A 20,942-nucleotide genomic window follows, 5' to 3' on the forward strand; every position below is an offset into this window, starting at 1 on the left:
CTCAACGGATTGAGAAAAGCGACAATTCCCTCATGCGGCTTTGAAGCGCGCGGTTGTCGGGTCGGCGCTGTAGTATGGCGCGAACTCCTCGGTCCGGTGTGACAGGTCATTGACGCTGTCGATGATGAACCGAACCGTTGCCTCGCTCATCAGATACGAGAAATTCAGTCGCACCCAACCGGGCTTTTTCATTTCTTCCCCTGCGGACAAGGCAGCGTGCAGCGCCTCTGACGTTGCCTGATCAATCCCCAGCAAGCGGTGGGCATAGGGTCCTGCACAGGCACAGCCGCCCCGCACCTGAATGCCGTAGATATCGCTGAGCATCCGCGTGAACAATTGCTGATGCACAGGCTGACCCGCATTGCCGCGCACCAGGAAAGAGAAGATCGGCAGACGATGCGCGCTCTCGACCCCAAGCAGGGTGAGGTTCGGGTTGTTCTTCCACCCTTCCAGCGCCATTTGATTGTACTGCACCTCACGCCGGGCGATTTCGTCCGTTCCGACGACATCCTTGACGATGAAGGCCAGCGCCGCACGAATGTCTCCGATCACGTTGGGTGTCCCGGCCTCTTCCCTTGTGGCCAGATCGGCACTGTAGTCATGCCGCCACGGTGATACGAAGCTGACGGTTCCACCGCCCGGCCAGCTAGGACATGTTCGTTTCACGGCAGATTGGTTCACAACCAAAACGCCTGACGCGCCCGGGCCACCGGGAAACTTGTGCGGCGAAACCACGATCGCATCCTTGCGGGCACCTTCGGGCCCCATGTCCATCGGCAGGTAAGGCCCGCCACCGGCATAGTCCCAAACGGCCAAAGCACCATGCGCGTTGAGCATTCGCGTGACCGGATCAGGATCGGTGATAATACCAGTCACGTTGGACGCGGCGGAAAATGATCCGACCACCAAATCGGCATCCGCATGGGCCTCCAGCGCGGCTTTCAGCGCATGTAGGTCCACACCACCACCCTCGGCCTCGGGAATCTCGATGACACGTGCTTTGCTTTCGCGCCACGGCAGAATATTCGAATGATGCTCATACGGACCGATTAAGACAATCGGCTGGTCAGCCTCTGCCACCCCTAGCAGGCTGACCAACCGATTGAGCCCCGCAGTGGCGCCAGACCCGGCAAAGATCACCGCGTCCTCTTCCCGAGCACCAACAATGCGGGCTATTTCTGCCCGCGCTTCGCGGCGCAGACGTGTCATGTAGGATCCGCAGTAGGAGGCCTCGGTGTGACTGTTTGCGTAAAACGGCAAAACATCCTGCGCCACAAAATCCTCGACCTGCCGCAATGCGCGGCCCGAAGCGACGTAATCCGCATAGACAAGCGGCACGTCTCCATGCAGACCCGGGATCAGAACGTTCTCGCCGATCAGCCCATCGCGCAGATTTGAATTGTGAGTGGTGGAACAGAGTTCCGCACGAAATTTGGACAGGGTCATTATGTTGGCTCCTTACTGCCCTACCAATGTGATATTTTCGAGCCGCAAAAACTTCACCTATCTTTGCGTGGATTTTAAAAATTTTGTGTCATATGATCAGTTATGACATCAAAATTAGATCAAATTGACACGCGCATTCTGAAAGAACTACAAAAGGACGCCACTCTGTCGCAGCGGGAATTGGCGGATCGTGTGGGACTTTCTCAAAACGCTTGCTGGCGGCGCTTGAAGGCCCTGAACGAAAACGGCGTTCTGATCGGGTCCACGGCCCGCATCGCACGTGAGAAACTGGGTTTGAGCCTTGTGGTCTTTGTCATGCTCCGCACACGACATCATTCCGCTCAGTGGCTTCAAGCGTTTCGGAGCCACGTTCTGACGATCCCGGAAGTCGTGGATTTTCATCGGATCGGAGGAGATTACGACTATCAGTTGAAAGTCGTAACACAGGATATGACATCTTATGACAAGGTCTATCAGCGATTGATCGAAAAGGTCGAGCTGGACAGCGTGACATCGTATTTCGCAATGGAAGCGATTGCCGAAGGCAGACCCCTGCCGATCTGACCCGCACCTTATCTGGCCAATAACCCTCAGGGAAGGCGCGGGCCGTTGCGATGGAGGCAGAGTCCCCATCAAACAAAAAAGACCGCGCAAAAAGCGCGGCCTTTCGGAATTCGGGTGCTGCGAAGATTAGTTCTTGGCGTAGAATTCGACGACCAGGTTCGGTTCCATCATGACCGGGTACGGCACGTCGCCCAGCGACGGAGCGCGCACGAAAGTCGCGGTCATTTTCGAGTGGTCGGCGTCAATGTAGTCAGGAACGTCGCGCTCAGCCAACGCAGCGGCTTCCAGAACAACAGCCAGCTGCTTGGATTTGTCGCGCACCTCGATCACGTCGCCTTCTTTGACGCGGTAGGACGGGATGTTGACCCGCTTGCCGTTCACTTTGACGTGGCCGTGGTTCACGAACTGGCGCGCGGCAAAGACGGTTGCAACGAACTTGGCGCGGTAAACAACGGCGTCCAGGCGGCGCTCCAGCAGGCCGATCAGGTTTTCACCGGTGTCGCCCTTCACACGCTCGGCTTCGGCGTAGATGCGGCGGAACTGCTTCTCGGTCAGGTCGCCATAATAGCCTTTCAGCTTCTGCTTGGCGCGCAACTGCAGACCAAAGTCCGACAGTTTGCCCTTGCGGCGCTGACCGTGCTGGCCGGGGCCGTATTCACGACGGTTGACCGGGGATTTCGGACGACCCCAGATGTTTTCGCCCATCCGGCGGTCGATTTTGTACTTGGCAGACGTGCGTTTGGTCACGGCTGATCTCCTTCGTTTTGTCGAAGCCCTAACGGGCCACTATGAAGGGCGTTGTCCTCTTGAGGTTTCCCCCATGACAGGCATCCCCTTGCGGGGGCCACCAACACCAATGAAGCCGCGCTTATAGCCGCAATGCCGTCGGAGTCAACACAGCATTCAGCAAAGTTCAGAAAATCGATCAGGGCAGACAGACATCGGGACCGACGCAGCGTCGAATCCGCGTAGCGCTGCCTTGAAACTCTAATTTGAGATCGGGAAAGAGACTACTGTCGCGTCACTTTTCAATGGCGGGTTCGGGATCGCCGCAAGCTCTGTCACTTCGACAATCCAGAACTCTTCATCCCGTGGCGGGCAAGCGCCGTCAAACACGAGAGTCCGCGACGTATCCTTGCCATCGACAACAAGCCTGGCAGAGAACTTCTGCGCACCGTTGGTAAAGGTAAGAATGCCTGACACAAGGCCTGAAACCTCACGGACAATTGGAAAGTGGCTGTTCACGTGGGTCGCAACGCCCCCGGCATTCCCCATTTTTCCAATGCTTTGCTCCACAGCCTCGCTCAGGACGATTGCTTGTCCACGCCATGACCATGATGCTCCAATCATCAAAGAGGAAAGGGGCGCATCTTCAAGCCCGTCAATTTCCGTCTGACACCAGGAAATAGCTATTTGACCGTTTGTTCCGGCTCTCATCTGCCCACTCGCACTTACTACCACCCCAACACTTAACTTTACCCTTATCAGCACAAATTCCGGCGGAAAAGAGACGGAACTGCAGCAATCACAAGATTGTTGTTAATGTGACTCAGCATTTGGCGCCATCCGTCAGGCTTTACGGCCAGTCGATGACGGTTGTGGCCAGCGCGATTGCCGAGCCTCGGTGCCAGAAATACCTAACGGCATTGAGAATATTGTTACGCAGGTATCAATTATTCTTCATCGACCGAAGGCGCAGTACACGGTCCCGACATCCGCAAGCGCAATGCTCAGAACAGTGAGGTCAGCGATTGGGCATTCGTTCCGGAATTCCGGACTTCCGTCAACCGCGCCCAAGAACGGTTTCCTGAGAATAGGCTCTCATTGGGTCATGCCGTAAAAACGTGCTGGTCCCGTGCGTCAACGGGCTGAAGGGCCTTTGTTTGAGGCAATTTTCAAATGGCGAAAGAAATTCATCCACGTCACCCTCAGGGCGCCGGGATCACCGATGCCCTGCGCGCCAACCGAAGCCAGAGTCCGACAGTTGTCTTTGAACCCGCCCGGGGTAGTCGGATACGATTGCGTCCACGCGCAGGTCTATCATCCTGCCTATCTCTTCGTGCTCATTGACCGTCCACACGGCGACGCACAAGCCCAACTCTTTTGCTCGCGTCACGTTTTCAGTCGTCACATCCGCAAAATATGGGCACCAAAGCGAACCGCCAGCTTGCTTTACCAAGTCTGGAATCTCATCGCGGCGACCACGAAAGTCCGGGCAAACGGATTTTGAGGAATCTTCACCAACATCGTCGGCGTTTTCCGGAAGTTGCGTCAGATAGGATGACGGCATATCCGGAGCTTGCCGCTGACATTCCTCCAAGAGATTCCAATCGAAACTGTGCAGGACCGCGCGCGAAGATAAACCTTTGCCGCGAACGTCCTGAAGAACTCTCCCGACAAATTTCTCCCTGTATAGCGCATCATGGGCCAGGTCGGGATCCGACTTCAGTTCGAGCATCAGATAGGCATCACTGTTTTTTGGGTCATCGACCAAATCGAGCAGATCCAACAACTTTGGAACACGAACGCCATCTATTTGGGCCTGGTCCGGGAAGCGTTGGCCATAGGCGGATTGCCCGTCCAAACGCCCGATATCAAATTGCCGGAGTTGCTCGTAAGTCAGTGCGGAAACCTTCGGCTCTTCTCCGATCAGAAACAGGCCATTGGAATCGCGAAAGCTCGCTGCGTGCAGGCGATGATTGTGCGTTATGACCGGCACATTATCGGCAGTCAGGACAACGTCAAACTCAAGAAGCGGGACACCAATGGAGAGCGCAAAGTCGAAGCCCACCATGCTGTTTTCAGGTAACACACCTCGTGCCCCCCGATGGCCAACAACCCGGATCAGGTTTTCACCGCCACGAAAGGCTTCAACCTGCTGAAACACCATCAACCTTCCAGCCTTTTGCCCGTCACGTGGTCAAACAAATGCATGTTCTCTGGTGCGACCGAGAACTGCATAACCGGGTGGCGTCCCTCGATCGGGTGGACGCCGGGAAGGCTCGCCGTGATCGCGCTTGCAGTGCCAGACAGGTGACCGTGCAGCAACGTATTGGCCCCAAGCGGTTCAGCTATCTGAATCGCCGCTTCAAGTGGGCCATTGTCATTCAACACCAGATGCTCTGGTCTTATGCCAAGCTTCACGGCGCTGTCTGCACCCTGAGAGGGTCCGACTTCGATTTCTCCGATCTTGATGGTCCCGTTTTCGCGCCGCGCTTCAAAAATGTTCATCGCCGGGCTGCCGATGAATTGCGCGGCGAACAGCGTTCGCGGGGTTTCATAGACTTCCAGCGGCGTGCCGATCTGCTCGGCAATACCGCCATTCATCACGATCATTCTGTCGGCCATTGTCATTGCTTCGACTTGGTCGTGCGTAACGTAAAGTGACGTGATCCCCAGCTTTTCCTGAAGCTCGCGTATTTCCAGACGCATCTGAACACGAAGCTTGGCGTCGAGGTTCGAGAGTGGCTCGTCAAACAGGAAAACCTCAGGCTCGCGGACAATGGCCCGCCCCATCGCCACCCTCTGACGCTGACCGCCTGATAACTGCCTGGGTTTGCGATCCAGCAAAGGTTCGAGCTGCAACAGTTTTGCCGCCTGGGTCACCTTTTGATCGATCTGAGCCTTGGGTAATCCAGCGATCTTCAGGCCATATCCCATGTTCTGACGCACGGACATGTGCGGATAGAGCGCGTAGTTCTGGAACACCATCGCAATGTCGCGATCCATCGGCTCTTTGTCATTGGCGCGCTCACCGCCGATCCAGATTTCCCCGGACGTGACCGTTTCCAGCCCCGCCACCATCCGCAACAACGTTGATTTACCACAGCCTGACGGGCCGACGATCACGATGAACTCTCCATCGGCGATATCGACATCAACACCGTGGATCACATCCGTCGGGCCAAAGCTCTTTTTGACATTCTCTAAGGTAACTGTTGCCATTTCTTACTTCTCACTATCGACAAGGCCTCGGACAAAGAGCTTTTGCATCGAAACCACCACAATGACCGGCGGGATCATCGCCAGAATGGACGTCGCCATGATCGTCGGCCAATGCGCAAAGTCGTCGCCGGACGGAAACATCTGTTTGATACCCATCACGATGGTATTCATCTCGGGATCAGTCGTGATCAGCAGCGGCCAAAGGTACTGGTTCCAGCCATAGATAAACAGGATCACGAACAGCGCCGCGATGTTGGTCCGGCTCATCGGCACCACAATATCAATAAAGAATCGCATCGGGCGGGCCCCGTCCACCCGGGCGGCTTCGGCCAGCTCATCCGGGATCGTCAAAAAGAACTGACGGAACAGGAAGGTTGCCGTGGCTGAGGCGATCAGAGGAAAGATCAGCCCGTAATAGCTGTTGAGCATACCGAATCCGGCGACAACTTCGAACGTCGGAACAATGCGGACTTCGACCGGCAGCATGAGCGTCAGGAAGATCAACCAAAAGAACGTCGTTCGCCCTGGAAACCGAAAATAAACGATTGCAAAAGCCGACAGCAACGAGATGGCGATTTTTCCCACTGCAATACCAATCGCCATCACCAGACTGTTGAACAGCATCGTTGCCACGGGCACGTTTACCCCCGAGAACAGCGCCGCTTTGTAGTTCACCCAGAACTGATCGCCGGGCACAACTGGCATCGGCGGTGAGACGATCTCGGCCTGGGTCACGGTCGAGGCCACAAAGGCAAGCCATATGGGGAAAAATATGATCAGGACACCGAGGATCATCAAAGCATGGGACAACCAGATGCCCGCGCCGCGTTTTTCGACCATTCCGTGTTGTTGGGACGCCATCAGTAATGCACCCGCTTTTCCACGTATTTGAACTGGATGACCGTCAACAGACCAACGACGATCAACAGGATGACCGATTGCGCCGAAGACGAGCCGAGGTCCTGTCCCACAAACCCATCTGAGAAAACCTTGTAGACAAGAATTGTCGTCGATTGTTGCGGCCCGCCACCGGTGATTGTGTGGATCACGCCAAAGGTTTCGAAAAAGGCATAAACGACGTTCACCACCAGCAAGAAGAACGCCGTCGGCGACAGCAACGGCAGCACGATCGTAAAGAACCGGCGCCAGAAATGCGCGCCGTCAATCGCCGCCGCCTCGATCACGGATCTAGGAACGGATTGCAGGGCAGCGAAAAAGAACAGGAAGTTATAGCTTATGCGCCCCCAGGCGGAGGCAACGACCACCAGCCCCATAGCTTCGGTGCCGTTCAGAACGTGGTTCCAGTCATAACCAAGCTGGCTGAGATACCATGACACGACGCCGACGCGCGTGTTGAACATGAACAGCCACAAAACACCCGCAACGGCAGGAGCGACAGCGTAGGGCCAGATCAGCAAAGTCCGATAGACCCCGGACCCTTTGATCAATCGATCCGCAATGACCGCAAGAAACAAGGCAGGGATCATCGAGCACAGCGTAACCAGCGTGGAAAACACTGCCGTTGTCACGAAAGAGGCGCGATAAAACTTGTCACTCAGTAGGAATTCAAAGTTGCCCAGCCCCACGAACTGGGACGACAACCCGAACGGATCAGGTATGAACAGTGACTGCCATATGGCCTGACCGGCGGGATAGAAGAAGAAGACGGCGGAAATGATGACCTGAGGGGCAATCAGAGCCAATGGCAACAGCCAGCCGCGAAAGGTGACGCGTTTTTCCATCCTGAAAACCCACCGAAGAAAGAAAATGCGGGCCCTGAAAAGGCCCGCATGAAGTTACGACTTATTGATTGGCGGATTCGAAACGGCGCAGCAACGCATCGCCGCGTTCCTTCGCGCTGTCCATCGCTTCCTGAGCTGTTTTCTCACCGGACCAGATCGCTTCAAGCTCTTCGTCGATGATGCCGCGAATCTGGTCGAACGAACCCAGACGCAAGCCTTTCGAGTTTGCGGTCGGCTCTTTCGCGGTCATCTGGATCACCGCGATGTCGGTGCCCGGGTTTTCGTCATAAAAACCTGCCGCACGGGTGGCTTCGCCGGCTTCGACGGTAATCGGAAGATAACCGGTGTTCTGATGCCACGCCGCCTGCACATCCGACGAGGACAGGAAGCTCAGGAACTCGCCGACGCCTCGGTATTCTTCGGGCTCATGACCCGCCATTACCCAAAGAGACGCGCCGCCGATGATGGTGTTTTGCGGCTCACCGGTGACGGATTCCCAATAGGGCAGCGGACGCACGTCGAAGTCGAACTCGGCCTCTGCCTTGATGCCAGCGTACCCGGCCGAACTTTCAGTGAACAATGCGCACTCGCCTGACCGGAAGTTCGCACCGCCTTCGTTTCTGCGGCCAGTGTAGATGAACTTGCCGTCCTGGGCCCAGTCACCCATTGCGGTCAGATGTGCAACCTGCACCGGACCGTTCAGCATAAGCTCGGTATCCAGACCAGCAAAACCGTTGTCCTGGGATGCAAACGGAACGTCGTGATAGGCTGACAGGTTCTCAAGGTGAATCCAGCTTTGCCATGCTGTCACCAGCGGGCAATCCTCGCCACCCGCCTTCAGCTGTTCAAGGACCTCGCCAACTTTTTCCCATGTGGACAGATCCGTGTCCGGATCAACGCCAGCGGCTTCCATGGCATCGCGGTTAACCCACAGCACTGGCGTCGAGGAGTTGAAAGGAAGAGACAGCATCTCTCCGTCTGTCGTCGTATAATACCCTTTAACTGCGCCTATATATGCATCGGGATCAAATGACGCGCCGCTTTCCGCCATCACTTCATAGACCGGCTTGATCGCACCTTCGGCTGACATCATTGTCGCCGTGCCGACTTCGAATACCATCAGGATATTTGGCTGTTCACCGGCACGGAATGCAGCAATGCCAGCATTCAGGGTTTCCGAGTAGTTGCCCTTGTGGCTTTCAACCACGACAAAGTCATCCTGACTGGCGTTGAATTCTTCAACCTGTCCTTTGACAAGCTCACCAAGGCGACCGGTGAAGGCATGCCAGAACTGAACTTCGGTTTGCGCCATTGCCGCCAAGGGGGACAAGGCCGTGGTGATGGCAAGAGCGCCAAGCAAATTCTTTTTCATGATTCCTCCCATGCATCAGGTTTGATGCTTCGTTGAATACCGACCACAACGCGTAAACGGCACACATGACGATTTCACGACGTTAGCGTTACAGAAATATAATTCAAGGCCTATCTACTTGGTGAAAAAATAACATAGTGTTATGACTTGGCGTGGTTGCTAGGGATCAACAATGAGTCAAATTCTGAGAGTGCGGCAATTGGAGGCCCTAATGGCCGTGACCAAAAACGGGTCTGTAACAGCCGCTGCGACCGATCTTGGAGTGACCCAGCCAGCTGTCAGCAGGCTGCTGTCTGATCTAGAAAAATCGCTTGGGTTTCAGCTTTTTGATCGCCGGGAGGGCCGATTGATGCCAACGCAGGAGGTTCGTTACCTCTTGCCCAGCGTCGAGCGCGTTCTCGAACTCATGAGGCAAATCTCGGATGTCAGCCAGGATATCACACAACGCAAAGCAGGGCACATCCGTGTCGCCTGCCTACCTGGATTTGCCACCAGCCATTTGCCCAAAGTCGTCGCCAGCTTCTTGAAGGATCGGCCCGGTGTCACCCTGACGATCGAGCCTGACCGACCTGAACGCATTCTCGAATGGATGATTGGCGAGCAGTATGATTTCGGAATCACAGACAGTTTTCACGGTCATCCGGCGGTAGAAAGCAGGAACATCGACGTTCGCACGGTGTGCGTGTTCCCCTCCGGGCACGAGTTGGAAGGCCTTTCCGAAGTTACCCCGGTGGATCTTGCACACAGCAAAATCATCCACACCCGACGCGACAGCGACTTTTTCGGGCGGCTTTCGAAAGTGTTTCAAAATGCCAATGTCGAATTGAACTCGCATATCGAGGTCAGGCAGTTCACAGCGGCATGTGAATTGGCGCTGAAAGGCGCCGGTGTCTCGGTCGTAAGCGAACTGGATGCCGTCCAATACACCTCACGCGGATTGAGTTATCGGCCATTCAGGCCATTGCTGACACATACTCTCTCGTTGGTACGCCCAATATTGAAGCAACCGTCGTTGGTGACCCTTGAATTCATTGAACAGTTTCAGGAAAGCCTGAGCCCTTTCAAAGTCGGGTAACCCCACCTTCAACCATATTCTTGTGACAAAGCTGGAACTGGTTCGACAGTTAAGACCGGTGTCCCGGCTCAACTTCGCAAGTGACCTGTTTTTTGGCCGAAAGTCGCATATGATCTGCTCATGCTCGGCGAGACCTACAGCGAAACTCCCTGTCCTGCCCCCGGATCCGACTGATATTGGCACGGCGCCGCAGCAGTTTACCGCAACGCCGTCCGACGTGGTGTTTCTTCAGATCGCGGCCTTTCGGCTTTCATCCAGGTAAATTTCACGAAGGCGTTTGGCAATCGGCCCGGGTGTACCATCACCCAGCGCGACTCCGTCGATTTCCACGACGGGCATCACGAATGCGCTGGCCGAGGTTGTGAACGCCTCGTCAGCCTCCCTGGCTTCGTCGATGGTAAACAGACGTTCTTCAACTTCCATCTGCGCTTCGGCCGCCAGGCGCAGCACGGCCTTGCGGGTGATCCCGTGCAGGATGTCGTTGGACAGCGGGCGGGTCACGATCTTGCCGTTCTTGACGAAATAGGCGTTGTTGCTAGTGCCTTCGGTCACAAAGCCGTCTTCGACCAGCCATGCATCATCACAGCCCGCTTTCTTGGCCATCATCTTGCCCATCGAAGGGTAAAGCAGCTGCACGGTTTTGATGTCGCGGCGGCCCCAGCGGATGTCCTCGATCGAGATGATCCTGGCACCTTTCTGTGCTGCCGGACTGTCAGCCAGCCCGGGCTTGTTCTGCGTGAACAGAACGAGGCTGGGGTTGGTATCTGCCGAAGGGAAGACAAAATCCCGGTCACCGTCACTGCCGCGCGAGACCTGCAGGTAGACCAGGCCCTCTTCGATGCCGTTCAGATCAACCAGCTTGCGGTGGATCTCCAGCAGCTCTTCCTTGGTGCAGGGCTCGGCCATCTCCAGCTCATCCAGAGACCGCTTCAGGCGCACGGCGTGACCTTCGAAATCAATCAGCTTGCCATCCAAAACACTGGTCACTTCGTAAACCGCATCAGCAAACAGGAAGCCACGGTCAAAGATGGATACCTTGGCCTCGGTCTCGGGCAGGTATTCGCCATTTACGTATACGGTTCGGGTCATGTTTGTCTCCTCAGCCCCAGAGCGCCGCTTCTGGCGGGTGAACTCCGGCGTCGTCAAAAATCAGCGGGGTGTCGCGGTCTTCGGCCAACAGAAGCGGGCCGTCAAGGTCCGTCACCATCGCACCCTGCGCCAACAGTGTCGCGGGCGCCATGGCAAGCGAGCTGCCAACCATACAGCCGACCATGATGTCATACCCTTCCGCGATTGCGGCTTTGCGAAGTTCCAGTGCCTCGGTCAGGCCACCGGTCTTGTCGAGTTTGATGTTGATGACATCGTATTTGCCCATCAGACCGGACAGGCTGGCGCGATCATGGCAGGACTCGTCGGCGCAGACGGGCACCGGGCGGTCCATTCCGATCAATGCGTCGTCGTCTCCGGCGGGCAAGGGTTGCTCGACCAGTGCCACGCCCAAACGTACCAGATGAGGGGCGAGGTCGGCGTAAACCTCGGCCGACCAGCCTTCGTTCGCATCCACGATGATCTTGGCATTCGGAGCACCGGCCCGCACCGCCTCAAGCCGCGGCATGTCATCTGAGGTGCCCAGTTTGATTTTCAGAAGCGGGCGATGCGCGTTCTCGGCCGCCTGGGCCTGCATCGCCGCGGGCGTGTCCAGCGACAAAGTGTATGCGGTGATCTCTGGTCCCGGAACAGGCAGACCCGCCAAATCCCAGGCACGCTTTCCCGCGCGCTTGCTTTCCAGATCCCACAAGGCGCAATCCACGGCGTTCCGGGCGGCACCAGCAGGCAGTAGGTCCATCAGCGACTGGCGGGTGAACTCCGCAGGCAAGCCGGCAATCTCGGCCTCAACCGACTCGAGCGTTTCGTCATAACGCGCATAGGGAACGCATTCACCCCAGCCCTGATGCGTTCCGTCCGACACCCGAACCGTCAGCACTTTTGCCTCGGTCCGTGACCCGCGCGAGATGGTAAACACCTGCGCCAGCCGAAACACATCGCGAGAGACCTCTATCCGCACGCACCCGCTCCTTCATCTTTTCCAAATCTAACGCCGGAAGCGGTTGAACCCGCCACCGGCACGTGTCTCAGATCACATCGCAGCCAGCGCGTCCACCAGCTTGCCTGAACCAAAGCGGAACGGATCGGTCGCAGGCAGCCCCATGTCTGCTTCGATCTTGGCCAGATACGCCGTCGCGTCATCTTCGGACAGGTGCTGCGTGTTGACGGAAACGCCGACGACCTGACAATCGGGGTTCGCCACTTTGGCCAGGGCCAGCGCGGTGTCGCGCAGGGTTTCCAAAGACGGTTGCTGATAGGTCGGCAGACCGCGCATGTGCTCACGGGTCGGTTCATGGCTCAGGATCAGGGCGTCCGGCTGGCCGCCGTGGATCAGTGCCATGGTCACACCGGAATAGGATACATGGAACAATGAGCCCTGGCCTTCGATCAGGTCCCAGTGATCGTCGTCGTTGTCAGGTGTCAGCCATTCGATCGAGCCCGCCATGAAATCCGCGACCACGGCGTCCAGCGGCACACCATCGCCGGTGATCAGGATGCCCGTCTGACCAGTTGCGCGGAAGGTCGACTTCATACCACGCTTGCGCATTTCAGCATCCATCGCCATTGCGGTGTACATCTTGCCGACCGAACAATCGGTGCCCACGGCCAGACAACGCTTGCCCTTGCGCTTGATCCCGTTGGCAATCGGGTAATCGACTTCGGGCACACGCACGTCGTGCAGTTTTTGACCGGTCGCTTCGGCCACCGCCACCAGGTCAGGTTCGTCGCGCAACAGGTTGTGCAAGCCGGAGGCAAGGTCAAACCCTTCCTCCAGTGCCATGACCAGAACCTTTTTCCATTCCTGGCTGATCACGCCCCCACGGTTGGCCACGCCGATGACCAGCGTTTTTGCACCGGCCTCTTTCGCCTCTGTCAGGGTCATATCGGTCAGGCCCAGATCGGCCTTGCAGCCGTCCATACGGTATTGGCCGACGGCGTTTTCCGGGCGCCAATCCTTGATGCCCACAGCCACTTTGGCCGCCAATTGGTCGGGCGCATCGCCCAAAAACAGCAGGTACGGTGTCTCGATCATTGCGGTCACTCCTTTGATTCCGGCCTAAGCTAGTGAAGCGGCAAAACGAGCGTTTCGCGTTCTGCTCCGTCAAACACAGCTAGCGCGCGATGTTCTTGCGCCCTAGTGCGGGGTGACGCAAAATTCTTCGAAGTTTTCAAATTGATTAATCTTTAATCACCAATCATCTTCTGCTGGAAATTTGCATTCTGCAACCGCATTGCCGCAGATGCACAATCTCCCTTGCGCCAAGTTGCGCAATTTAATACCTCATTGGGCGAGAAAATCGCAACTTCATTACCCACACGAGGTCCAGATGAGCTTTCGCATCCAACCCGCCGCGCCTGCACGACCCAATCGCTGTCAACTGTTTGGTCCGGGGTCGAATACCAAACTGTTCCCGAAAATGGCAGCTTCTGCTGCGGATGTGATCAACCTTGACCTTGAGGATTCGGTTGCGCCTTCGGACAAGGATGTAGCCCGCGCCAACGTCATCGAAGCGCTGAACACTGTTGATTGGGGCAATAAATACATGTCCGTTCGCATCAACGGATTGGATACCCCCTATTGGTATCGTGACGTTGTCGACGTGTTGGAGCAGGCAGGCGACCGTCTGGACCAGATCATGATTCCCAAAGTCGGTTGTGCATCAGATGTCTATACCGTGGATGCCCTTGTCACCGCCATTGAACGCGCCAAGGGCCGGACCAAACCGATCAACTTCGAGGTCATTATCGAATCCGCTGCCGGTATCGCGCATGTGGAAGAGATCGCAGCCTCCTCACCCCGTTTGCAGGCCATGAGCCTTGGGGCCGCAGATTTTGCCGCCTCGATGGGAATGCAGACCACGGGCATCGGCGGCACACAGGAAAACTATTACATGCTACGCGAGGGTGAAAAACACTGGTCCGATCCCTGGCACTGGGCCCAAGCCGCCATCGTTGCGGCCTGCCGCACCCATGGGGTGCTGCCAGTGGATGGACCATTCGGGGATTTCAGTGATGATGAAGGGTACATCGCTCAGGCGAAACGCTCGGCCACACTGGGTATGGTCGGCAAATGGGCGATCCATCCCAAGCAGATCGCACTGGCCAATCAGGTGTTTACCCCGTCGGATGAGGCCGTTTCCGAGGCCCGCGAAATCCTGGCCGCAATGGAGCAGGCCAAAGCCAACGGTGAAGGCGCGACCGTCTACAAAGGACGTCTTGTCGACATCGCCTCAATCAAGCAAGCTGAAGTCATTGTGGCACAGGCCGAACTGATTGCGGCGAGCAGCTAAGCCATAAAAAAGGGCGCCCCACCGAGCGCCCTTTTTAAACTCTTCAACGGCCGAAAACCTCATTGGGCGTCCATGTGAAGCGCTCACCCTTCTTTCCTGACTTCATCATCAGGCAAGAGGTTCCCAGTTTCTGGAAATAGACGATCTTCAACGGATACCAACCCGCTTTGGGCACTTCCACTTCCGTGCGTTGATTGGCTTCACAACCTTGAATACCAGTTACGCGGCCGATCTGCTGACCACCAACCCAAGCTTCTATCCCGTCATTCGACCACGTTTCCAGCTCGTAAACGCCCGGTGAGTTAAACCGCATATACCCTGTCACCTCAGCGGCAACATTGTAGGCTTCGTCGAACGTCATGACGTCCTCACCCTTGCTTGTGTCCCTATAATCCAACCCACGCAACGGCTTTCCGGGCTTTGCCTGAGACAGCATGCTTTTTGCCTGACTCAGATCCCGGATCTTCTTGTGTTGATTGCCTGTGCCAATGTATTTGACATTCAACCCTGCCTTCGGAGAAGGCTGTGGATTGGCAGGTTGCAGTTTCAGCGGTGCAGACAAAGCAGCCCCGGCAACTACCGACATGGCAACTGCGGTCGCCACTGTTCGAACGAGTTTCATCGTAATCTCCCTGTTTGCGTGCCGTTTTGGCTGGGCGTATCCCCTGGCAACGTCATTACAGTGACACTAGGCTCTGAAAATTTGCGCTGCAAGAGAGTGCGGCTTCACAATTTCAGAGGTTACGCACGCAGATCCTTGGGCGACCCCATGACCACATAGGAAGTGATCGACGTAACATGTGGCAGCGTTCCCAGCACCTCGGTATGGAAGGTCTTGTAGGACGGCAAGTCGGCGCATTCGACGCGCAGCAGGTATTCGATCGTACCGGTGATGTTGTGGCATTCGACCACTTCGGGGGCTTGTTGCAGAGCCCGTTCAAACCCCTCCTGCGCCGCTTTTGTGTGTTCGCCAAGACCAACGCCGATGTAGGCGACAAAGCCGACACCCATCGACGCCGGGTTCAAAACCGCACGATAGCCGGTGATCACGCCGGCTTTCTCAAGCTCTTGAACGCGACGCAGGCAGGCGGAAGGCGACAGCCCGACCCGTTCGGCCAATTCCAGATTGCTGATACGCCCATCACCGGTCAGTTCATGCAATATCTGGTGATTTATTTGATCATTCTTCATCACAAGTTGCAGAAATAGCAGAAACACGCACGAAAAAGCAATTTCATTTGCTGCCGGTCGGACGATACTTCGCAGTATGACTTACGACATCCTTCTGGCCCTCATCGCCTTTGCCTTCGTGACATCCATTACGCCCGGGCCGAACAATCTGATGCTGATGGCATCGGGTGCGAATTTCGGCTTTCGGCGTTCGATCCCGCATATGCTGGGCATTGGCCTTGGCTTCACGCTCATGGTGCTGCTGGTCGGTGCAGGGCTGGTTCAGGTCTTTGACCGATATCCGGTCAGCCATTCAGTGCTGAAGATCGTGTCGGTAATCTATCTGCTGTATCTGGCATGGAAGATCGCACATGCCGCACCAGCCGGGGGCGCTTTGGCAGCGGGGACTCCCATGACGTTTCTACAGGCCGCCGCCTTTCAGTGGGTGAACCCCAAAGCCTGGGCCATGGCCCTGACCGCCACAACCGCTTACACACCCAATCAGACCCTGCATGCAATTGCCCTCGTTGCGTTGGTTTTCGGGGCGGTCAACCTGCCGTCGGTGAGCACATGGACCTTTCTTGGTCAGCAGATGTCGCGGGTGCTGACGAACCCGCGCCGGCTGGTTGTGTTCAACTGGACAATGGCGGTGCTGCTTGTGGCCTCACTCTATCCCGTTCTCTGGCCCAGTTGACCTGCTTCAACGACAGGCAGGTTTCAGCCAGCACATCCCCGGGCGCGGTGTCGGGTGGATCATAGGGTCAGACTTCGCGGCAAGGCTATCATGGGTGCAGGCCTGCGCACGCAGCACGCTGTCTTTATTGGTGGTGTCCACCAGTATCCGTTTTTCTATTCGCCCACCTGAAATCGAACATCTTCGACACACAGATCTTGCTGAGTTGCATCCGGAGCATCGTCAGGCCATATAGCAGGGAACTTTCGCGTTGAGAGGCGTCATGACCCAGTATCTGGATTTCGAAAAACCACTGGCCGAGATTGAAGGCAAGGCTGAAGAACTGCGTGCGCTGGCCCGCACCAACGAAGAGATGGACGTAACCGAAGAAGCCGCCGCTTTGGACGCCAAAGCCGCCAAGCTTCTGGGTGAGCTTTATGCCGACCTGACGCCTTGGCGGAAATGCCAGGTCGCCCGACACCCGGAACGCCCGCATTGCAGCGCTTACGTCAATGCCCTGTTCACCGAATTCACCCCTTTGGCCGGAGATCGCAATTTTGCCGATGATCTGGCCGTGATTGGCGGGCTTGCACGTTTCAACGATCAACCGGTCATGGTAATCGGCCATGAAAAAGGCAGCGACACCAAATCGCGGATCGAGCGAAATTTCGGCATGGCCCGGCCCGAAGGTTATCGCAAGGCGGTCCGCCTGATGGAGATGGCCGGGCGGTTTGGCCTGCCGGTGATCACCCTGATCGATACTGCCGGCGCCTATCCCGGCAAAGGCGCCGAGGAACGCGGTCAGTCCGAAGCGATTGCCCGGTCGACCGAGATGTGCCTGAAGATCGGTGTGCCCCTGGTGTCGGTCATCATCGGCGAAGGCGGCTCGGGCGGAGCCGTGGCCTTTGCCACCGCCAACCGCGTGGCGATGCTGGAACATTCGGTCTATTCGGTGATCTCGCCGGAAGGCTGCGCGTCAATCCTGTGGAAAGATGCAGAAAAGATGCGTGAAGCCGCCGAAGCGCTGCGGCTGACCGCTCAGGACCTTCACAAGCTTGGCGTTTGTGACCGGATCATCCCTGAACCCAAGGGCGGTGCGCATCGCGATCGTCCTGCAACTGTCAAATCCGTCCGCGAGGCACTTACCGCCATGTTGGCGGAACTGGACGGCAAAGACGCGGCAGCCCTGATTCAGGACCGCCGTCAAAAATTCCTCGATATCGGATCAAAAGGGTTGGCGGCGTAACCGTCAGCCACCCAGCCTGCGCAACAATGCGACCGAGGGCTCTCCGGTGACAGCAAGGCCATTGGCGCTTTGATACGCGCTGATGGCTGACGTTGTGTTTTTGCCGATCACCCCGTCCGCGCCCTTCGTATCATACCCTTCGGATGTCAGCCGACGTTGCAATTCCTTGCGGTCGTCCAATGTCAGACCGTTTTCATCTGGCCCGAACGAGGCCTGAAACGGTGCGCCGCCGGCAATTCTGTCCGCCAGATGCCCGACGCCAATCGCGTAGCTGTCCGAGTTGTTGTAGCGTTTGATGACCTGAAAATTGCGGAAGACAGCAATGCGCGGCCCGGGTACCTGCGGTTGCAGCACGGCCACCGGAGTACCGGAAACGGTTCCGACCTCGCCCCCCCAGGGCTGCCCCCGCACCCAGCCTGCACGCGACAGATAAGCTGCGGTCGAAGCCAGCGAATCCGTCGGATCATCCGACCAGATATCCCGCCGCCCGTCGCCGGTGAAATCCACCGCATAAGCGAGGTAAGAGGTTGGAATGAACTGCGTATGCCCCATCGCACCGGCCCAGCTGCCGGTCATCTTGTCAGGCGTGGTGTCGCCGTTCTGAAGGATCTTCATCGCCGCGATCAACTGGCTTTCAAAGAACTGACCACGTCGCCCATCATAGGCCAGTGTTGATAGAGCTGACACAACGGGCACATCGCCGCGACGCGCGCCATAGCGGCTTTCCAGCCCCCACACTGCAACGACGATTTCCTTGTCTACTCCGTACTGCGCCTCGATCTGCGACAGCATCCCGTTATATTGCCGCAGCATCTTCTGTCCTGTGCTGATCCGCTCGTCCGAGGCGGCAATGGCCAGATAATCTTCGAGCGAACGCTTGAACTCTACCTGATTGCGGTCGCGCTCGATCACATCAGGAAGGTACCCTGCGCCCTGAAAAGCGCGGTCAATTGTGGATTGTGAAATTCCCTGCGATGCCGCCCTGCCCTTGAACCCGGCGACCCAGGCATCCCAGCCTACATTGGGAACTGCCCGCATTCGGGAAGCAGGCGCGCTGGATGGCGCACCACCACCCGTGCAGGCGGCCAACAATGTTGATCCAAGGCAAATGGAAAAAGTCCGGCGAGTGATCATGGCTGTGGTCTGCTCTTGTTTGTGATTTGCCTCAAGAGTAACCCAGTCGGGCTGAACAGGCCAGAACAGTGAACCCCTCTATCTTGTGCGCCGAAAGGTCGGCGGGATGCCGCTCAGCTCACCAGCAAGCGCAGCCCCTGTGTCACGTCCGAGCGGACCGCCAAGCGCAAGCCCGGTTCGTCCCCGGCCTTGAGGGCAGCGATGATCAGCTTGTGATAATGCGGTGGTTCAGTGCGCCTGAGACGACCGTAAAGCGCTCTCATCGTTGGCCCCAGTTGCAGCCAGACCGTTTCGGCAATGGCCAGCATCGCGGGCGCTTGAGCACGCAGGTACAGGGTGCGGTGAAACTCCAGATTTGACCGGATGTAACCAACCGCGTCCCGCTTGGTCACCGTTTCTGCAACGGTCATATTGATGGTCTGCAACCGGTCGATCAGCGCAATATGCGCCCTGGGCAGAGCCCGGCTGGCCAATTCGACTTCCAGCAACGCGCGCAACGCTGCCAATTCTTCGATCCGGTCGTTGGTCAATTCGGGCGTCGAGACCCGGCCGGAATTGGACAGGAACAAAGCCCCCTCGGCGGCCAGACGGCGTACGGCCTCTCGCGCCGGGGTCATCGAGACGCCAAACTCCTTGCCGATACCACGCAAGGTCAGCGCCTGACCCGGCGCCATTTCGCCGTGCATGATTCGAGACCTCAGGGCGCGGTACACCCGGTCGTGAGTGGCAGTTTGGGTTTCAGACGGGCGTGTGCTCAACATCCGCTTATGTGATCACAAAATAGCGCAAGGTCAACTCGGCTTTGCGTCGAACCTGTATCGATGCAACTCTGCTCCATTGTCGCGCAACCAGCGACGAGGTTGCTGATAGGGGCCGAAGATATTCTCTACCTGCGCCCAGAATGCGGGCGAGTGGTTCATCTCGGCAAGATGCGCCACTTCATGTGCAGCCACATAGTGCAGTACGTCTGGCGGCGCCAGAATGAGACGCCACGAGAACATCAATCCGCCATGCGAACTGCATGACCCCCAGCGTGACCGCGTGTCGCGCAGGCTAAGCGTGGTATATGGGCGTCCCAGCATTGCCGCATAGTCATCGCACGCACCGGTTAACCGGTCCCGCGCCAGTTCCTTCAGAAACCGGGCCAATCTGCGTGCCTCGGCCCCTTTTGGCACTGCGACCTCGTCCGCCTGCAACTGAACACGTCGACCGTCCGCCGGCACGATTCGCCGGGCAACGCCTTCAATCGGTACTTTCTGTCCAAACTTCACCACGGCCGTTTCCGGCCTATCCTGCAAATGCTGGCGAATCCACTCTTCCTTGGTACGTGCGAATCTCAGCGCCTCGGATTCAGGCACTCCAATCGGATAGGTCAACGTAACCCGCCCGTCCAGCTGAGAAATTCGCAAACTGATGCGCCGCGCCCGGGCGGATTTGCGCAGCCTCAGTGGGACCGGTGGTGTCCCTGGCAATGCGTGCTCTCCCATATCGCGACCTCTCTTGCGCAAAGACTTTGACAGTGCCCTCTGCCTGTGGCAGGTGAGCTGAATCATTTAGACGACTCACCTGATATCAAGGGGATTTGACATGCCCAAGGAAGAATGGGGCGTAAAGCGCGTTTGCCCGACCACCGGTAAGCGATTCTACGACCTGAACAAGGACCCGATCATCAGCCCCTACACTGGCGAGATCGTGGAGCTTCAAACATCCAAAAGCCGCATGATCGCGGCGGATGCTGAAGATGCAGCTTCGGTCAAAGCGCGTGAAAACGCGTCCGGAGAGGAGCTGGTCCTGGACGATGACGACAGTGTCGATGTCGAACTGGACGACGATCTGCTGGACGACGATGACGACAGCAGTGATGACGTTTCTCTGGACGATATTACCGATATATCTTCGGAAGACGAAAGCTGATTACGCAAGAAGGCGACCCCAGGGTCGCCTTTTTCATTTGACGGGCAGCCCGGGCGGAAATTCGAGTTCAATTCCATTTTTGGACTTGCACTCGTCGTCACTGTCTCCTAAACGTCCGTCCACCGCACCAACGGTACCATGATGGGGCCTTAGCTCAGTTGGGAGAGCGCTTGCATGGCATGCAAGAGGTCAGGGGTTCGACTCCCCTAGGCTCCACCATCTTTCTCCTCAGCTCGAATTCACTCGCAGTCATACGGCTTTGAA

22 protein-coding genes and 1 tRNA gene are annotated in these 20,942 nt (G+C 57.0%); 7 read left to right on the plus strand and 16 right to left on the minus strand.

The features are described from left to right. Nucleotides 1-30: 30 nt before the first annotated feature. Nucleotides 31-1,446 (minus strand): aminotransferase class V-fold PLP-dependent enzyme, encoded by a 1,416-nt coding sequence (locus AC2FJB_RS13545; protein WP_496718711.1) that lies wholly within the window; start codon nucleotides 1,444-1,446, stop codon nucleotides 31-33. A 102-nt stretch (nucleotides 1,447-1,548) separates the two neighbouring features. Here AC2FJB_RS13545 and AC2FJB_RS13550 point away from each other — a divergent pair, with 102 nt between their 5' ends. Beyond that, entirely contained in the window at nucleotides 1,549-2,010 is a 462-nt protein-coding gene (locus AC2FJB_RS13550; protein ID WP_117872462.1) for an Lrp/AsnC family transcriptional regulator, read from the plus strand. 126 nt (nucleotides 2,011-2,136) lie between these two features. Here the strand turns inward: AC2FJB_RS13550 and rpsD are convergent, their stop codons facing one another. From rpsD to ugpB, 7 genes are all read right to left on the minus strand, one after another. Further along, nucleotides 2,137-2,757, minus strand: coding sequence for a 30S ribosomal protein S4 (rpsD, locus tag AC2FJB_RS13555; protein ID WP_117872460.1), 621 nt, complete (start codon nucleotides 2,755-2,757; stop codon nucleotides 2,137-2,139). Nucleotides 2,758-2,997: 240 nt separating this feature from the next. Continuing rightward, nucleotides 2,998-3,447, minus strand: coding sequence for a hypothetical protein (locus tag AC2FJB_RS13560; RefSeq protein WP_162896878.1), 450 nt, complete (start codon nucleotides 3,445-3,447; stop codon nucleotides 2,998-3,000). 505 nt (nucleotides 3,448-3,952) lie between these two features. After that, entirely contained in the window at nucleotides 3,953-4,900 is a 948-nt protein-coding gene (locus tag AC2FJB_RS13565) for a glycerophosphodiester phosphodiesterase family protein (protein ID WP_496718710.1), read from the minus strand. After that, nucleotides 4,900-5,955, minus strand: a complete 1,056-nt coding sequence (locus AC2FJB_RS13570) for a sn-glycerol-3-phosphate import ATP-binding protein UgpC (protein ID WP_496718709.1) — start codon at nucleotides 5,953-5,955, stop codon at nucleotides 4,900-4,902. Before AC2FJB_RS13570 ends, AC2FJB_RS13565 begins: the two co-directional genes overlap by 1 nt. A 3-nt stretch (nucleotides 5,956-5,958) precedes the next feature. After that, nucleotides 5,959-6,795 (minus strand): sn-glycerol-3-phosphate ABC transporter permease UgpE, encoded by an 837-nt coding sequence (gene ugpE, locus AC2FJB_RS13575; RefSeq protein ID WP_117872982.1) that lies wholly within the window; start codon nucleotides 6,793-6,795, stop codon nucleotides 5,959-5,961. A gap of 20 nt (nucleotides 6,796-6,815) precedes the next feature. Further along, nucleotides 6,816-7,697: a sn-glycerol-3-phosphate ABC transporter permease UgpA gene (gene ugpA / locus AC2FJB_RS13580; RefSeq protein WP_117872451.1), complete on the minus strand. Its 882-nt coding sequence runs from the start codon at nucleotides 7,695-7,697 to the stop codon at nucleotides 6,816-6,818. 61 nt (nucleotides 7,698-7,758) lie between these two features. Beyond that, complete coding sequence (ugpB, locus tag AC2FJB_RS13585) at nucleotides 7,759-9,069, minus strand: sn-glycerol-3-phosphate ABC transporter substrate-binding protein UgpB (protein ID WP_117872449.1); 1,311 nt, start codon at nucleotides 9,067-9,069, stop codon at nucleotides 7,759-7,761. Between the two features lie 172 nt (nucleotides 9,070-9,241). Between ugpB and AC2FJB_RS13590 the strand changes: the two genes are divergently transcribed. Then, the gene (locus AC2FJB_RS13590) at nucleotides 9,242-10,144 is read left to right on the plus strand and encodes a LysR substrate-binding domain-containing protein (protein WP_496718708.1); all 903 of its coding nucleotides are present in this window, start codon (nucleotides 9,242-9,244) and stop codon (nucleotides 10,142-10,144) included. 228 nt (nucleotides 10,145-10,372) lie between these two features. Here AC2FJB_RS13590 and AC2FJB_RS13595 read toward each other — a convergent pair whose 3' ends face one another. The 3 genes from AC2FJB_RS13595 to dgcN form a co-directional block, all read right to left on the minus strand. Beyond that, the gene (locus AC2FJB_RS13595) at nucleotides 10,373-11,233 is read right to left on the minus strand and encodes a D-amino-acid transaminase (protein ID WP_496718706.1); all 861 of its coding nucleotides are present in this window, start codon (nucleotides 11,231-11,233) and stop codon (nucleotides 10,373-10,375) included. Between the two features lie 10 nt (nucleotides 11,234-11,243). After that, nucleotides 11,244-12,209 (minus strand): N-acetyl-D-Glu racemase DgcA, encoded by a 966-nt coding sequence (gene dgcA, locus AC2FJB_RS13600; protein ID WP_496718704.1) that lies wholly within the window; start codon nucleotides 12,207-12,209, stop codon nucleotides 11,244-11,246. A gap of 72 nt (nucleotides 12,210-12,281) precedes the next feature. After that, on the minus strand, nucleotides 12,282-13,283 hold the full coding sequence (gene dgcN, locus AC2FJB_RS13605; RefSeq protein WP_117872440.1) for an N-acetyltransferase DgcN: 1,002 nt from the start codon (nucleotides 13,281-13,283) through the stop codon (nucleotides 12,282-12,284). 295 nt (nucleotides 13,284-13,578) lie between these two features. On the opposite strand from dgcN, the gene AC2FJB_RS13610 reads away from it, so the two are divergent. Continuing rightward, nucleotides 13,579-14,541: an L-malyl-CoA/beta-methylmalyl-CoA lyase gene (locus AC2FJB_RS13610; RefSeq protein ID WP_496718703.1), complete on the plus strand. Its 963-nt coding sequence runs from the start codon at nucleotides 13,579-13,581 to the stop codon at nucleotides 14,539-14,541. A 43-nt stretch (nucleotides 14,542-14,584) separates the two neighbouring features. Here AC2FJB_RS13610 and AC2FJB_RS13615 read toward each other — a convergent pair whose 3' ends face one another. Together AC2FJB_RS13615 and AC2FJB_RS13620 are read right to left on the minus strand one after the other, a co-directional pair. After that, nucleotides 14,585-15,163 (minus strand): PA14 domain-containing protein, encoded by a 579-nt coding sequence (locus tag AC2FJB_RS13615; RefSeq protein ID WP_117872435.1) that lies wholly within the window; start codon nucleotides 15,161-15,163, stop codon nucleotides 14,585-14,587. 119 nt (nucleotides 15,164-15,282) lie between these two features. Beyond that, complete coding sequence (locus AC2FJB_RS13620; protein WP_496718820.1) at nucleotides 15,283-15,735, minus strand: Lrp/AsnC family transcriptional regulator; 453 nt, start codon at nucleotides 15,733-15,735, stop codon at nucleotides 15,283-15,285. A gap of 73 nt (nucleotides 15,736-15,808) precedes the next feature. Here AC2FJB_RS13620 and AC2FJB_RS13625 point away from each other — a divergent pair, with 73 nt between their 5' ends. Together AC2FJB_RS13625 and AC2FJB_RS13630 are read left to right on the plus strand one after the other, a co-directional pair. Further along, nucleotides 15,809-16,405 (plus strand): LysE family translocator, encoded by a 597-nt coding sequence (locus AC2FJB_RS13625; protein WP_117872432.1) that lies wholly within the window; start codon nucleotides 15,809-15,811, stop codon nucleotides 16,403-16,405. A 262-nt stretch (nucleotides 16,406-16,667) separates the two neighbouring features. Beyond that, entirely contained in the window at nucleotides 16,668-17,630 is a 963-nt protein-coding gene (locus tag AC2FJB_RS13630) for an acetyl-CoA carboxylase carboxyltransferase subunit alpha (RefSeq protein WP_117872430.1), read from the plus strand. Between the two features lie 3 nt (nucleotides 17,631-17,633). On the opposite strand, the gene AC2FJB_RS13635 is transcribed toward AC2FJB_RS13630, so the two are convergent. The 3 genes from AC2FJB_RS13635 to AC2FJB_RS13645 form a co-directional block, all read right to left on the minus strand. Then, nucleotides 17,634-18,764 carry a lytic murein transglycosylase gene (locus tag AC2FJB_RS13635; RefSeq protein WP_496718700.1) on the minus strand — a complete coding sequence of 377 codons (1,131 nt, stop codon included), beginning with the start codon at nucleotides 18,762-18,764 and terminating at the stop codon, nucleotides 17,634-17,636. A gap of 113 nt (nucleotides 18,765-18,877) precedes the next feature. Then, nucleotides 18,878-19,525 carry a GntR family transcriptional regulator gene (locus AC2FJB_RS13640; protein ID WP_299637617.1) on the minus strand — a complete coding sequence of 216 codons (648 nt, stop codon included), beginning with the start codon at nucleotides 19,523-19,525 and terminating at the stop codon, nucleotides 18,878-18,880. Between the two features lie 30 nt (nucleotides 19,526-19,555). Continuing rightward, complete coding sequence (locus AC2FJB_RS13645) at nucleotides 19,556-20,251, minus strand: M48 family metallopeptidase (protein ID WP_299895601.1); 696 nt, start codon at nucleotides 20,249-20,251, stop codon at nucleotides 19,556-19,558. Between the two features lie 100 nt (nucleotides 20,252-20,351). On the opposite strand from AC2FJB_RS13645, the gene AC2FJB_RS13650 reads away from it, so the two are divergent. Continuing rightward, complete coding sequence (locus tag AC2FJB_RS13650; protein ID WP_299895604.1) at nucleotides 20,352-20,678, plus strand: TIGR02300 family protein; 327 nt, start codon at nucleotides 20,352-20,354, stop codon at nucleotides 20,676-20,678. 143 nt (nucleotides 20,679-20,821) lie between these two features. Further along, nucleotides 20,822-20,897, plus strand: a tRNA-Ala gene (locus AC2FJB_RS13655). The last annotated feature ends 45 nt before the right edge of the window (nucleotides 20,898-20,942 follow it).

Source organism: Ruegeria sp. CDSC085, from assembly GCF_059610465.1.

What these genes read in the sequence shown, in the direction of transcription:
- AC2FJB_RS13565 (WP_496718710.1), bottom strand. Translation starts at nt 4,900, where the DNA reads ATGGTGTTTCAGCAGGTTGAAGCCTTTCGTGGCGGTGAAAACCTGATC.
- AC2FJB_RS13550 (WP_117872462.1), top strand. Translation starts at nt 1,549, where the DNA reads ATGACATCAAAATTAGATCAAATTGACACGCGCATTCTGAAAGAACTA.
- AC2FJB_RS13615 (WP_117872435.1), bottom strand. Translation starts at nt 15,163, where the DNA reads ATGAAACTCGTTCGAACAGTGGCGACCGCAGTTGCCATGTCGGTAGTT.
- AC2FJB_RS13545 (WP_496718711.1), bottom strand. Translation starts at nt 1,446, where the DNA reads ATGACCCTGTCCAAATTTCGTGCGGAACTCTGTTCCACCACTCACAAT.
- ugpE (WP_117872982.1), bottom strand. Translation starts at nt 6,795, where the DNA reads ATGGTCGAAAAACGCGGCGCGGGCATCTGGTTGTCCCATGCTTTGATG.
- ugpA (WP_117872451.1), bottom strand. Translation starts at nt 7,697, where the DNA reads ATGGAAAAACGCGTCACCTTTCGCGGCTGGCTGTTGCCATTGGCTCTG.
- AC2FJB_RS13570 (WP_496718709.1), bottom strand. Translation starts at nt 5,955, where the DNA reads ATGGCAACAGTTACCTTAGAGAATGTCAAAAAGAGCTTTGGCCCGACG.
- AC2FJB_RS13595 (WP_496718706.1), bottom strand. Translation starts at nt 11,233, where the DNA reads ATGACCCGAACCGTATACGTAAATGGCGAATACCTGCCCGAGACCGAG.
- AC2FJB_RS13610 (WP_496718703.1), top strand. Translation starts at nt 13,579, where the DNA reads ATGAGCTTTCGCATCCAACCCGCCGCGCCTGCACGACCCAATCGCTGT.
- AC2FJB_RS13645 (WP_299895601.1), bottom strand. Translation starts at nt 20,251, where the DNA reads ATGGGAGAGCACGCATTGCCAGGGACACCACCGGTCCCACTGAGGCTG.
- dgcN (WP_117872440.1), bottom strand. Translation starts at nt 13,283, where the DNA reads ATGATCGAGACACCGTACCTGCTGTTTTTGGGCGATGCGCCCGACCAA.
- ugpB (WP_117872449.1), bottom strand. Translation starts at nt 9,069, where the DNA reads ATGAAAAAGAATTTGCTTGGCGCTCTTGCCATCACCACGGCCTTGTCC.
- AC2FJB_RS13625 (WP_117872432.1), top strand. Translation starts at nt 15,809, where the DNA reads ATGACTTACGACATCCTTCTGGCCCTCATCGCCTTTGCCTTCGTGACA.
- AC2FJB_RS13640 (WP_299637617.1), bottom strand. Translation starts at nt 19,525, where the DNA reads ATGTTGAGCACACGCCCGTCTGAAACCCAAACTGCCACTCACGACCGG.
- AC2FJB_RS13650 (WP_299895604.1), top strand. Translation starts at nt 20,352, where the DNA reads ATGCCCAAGGAAGAATGGGGCGTAAAGCGCGTTTGCCCGACCACCGGT.
- AC2FJB_RS13630 (WP_117872430.1), top strand. Translation starts at nt 16,668, where the DNA reads ATGACCCAGTATCTGGATTTCGAAAAACCACTGGCCGAGATTGAAGGC.
- AC2FJB_RS13560 (WP_162896878.1), bottom strand. Translation starts at nt 3,447, where the DNA reads ATGAGAGCCGGAACAAACGGTCAAATAGCTATTTCCTGGTGTCAGACG.
- AC2FJB_RS13590 (WP_496718708.1), top strand. Translation starts at nt 9,242, where the DNA reads ATGAGTCAAATTCTGAGAGTGCGGCAATTGGAGGCCCTAATGGCCGTG.
- AC2FJB_RS13635 (WP_496718700.1), bottom strand. Translation starts at nt 18,764, where the DNA reads ATGATCACTCGCCGGACTTTTTCCATTTGCCTTGGATCAACATTGTTG.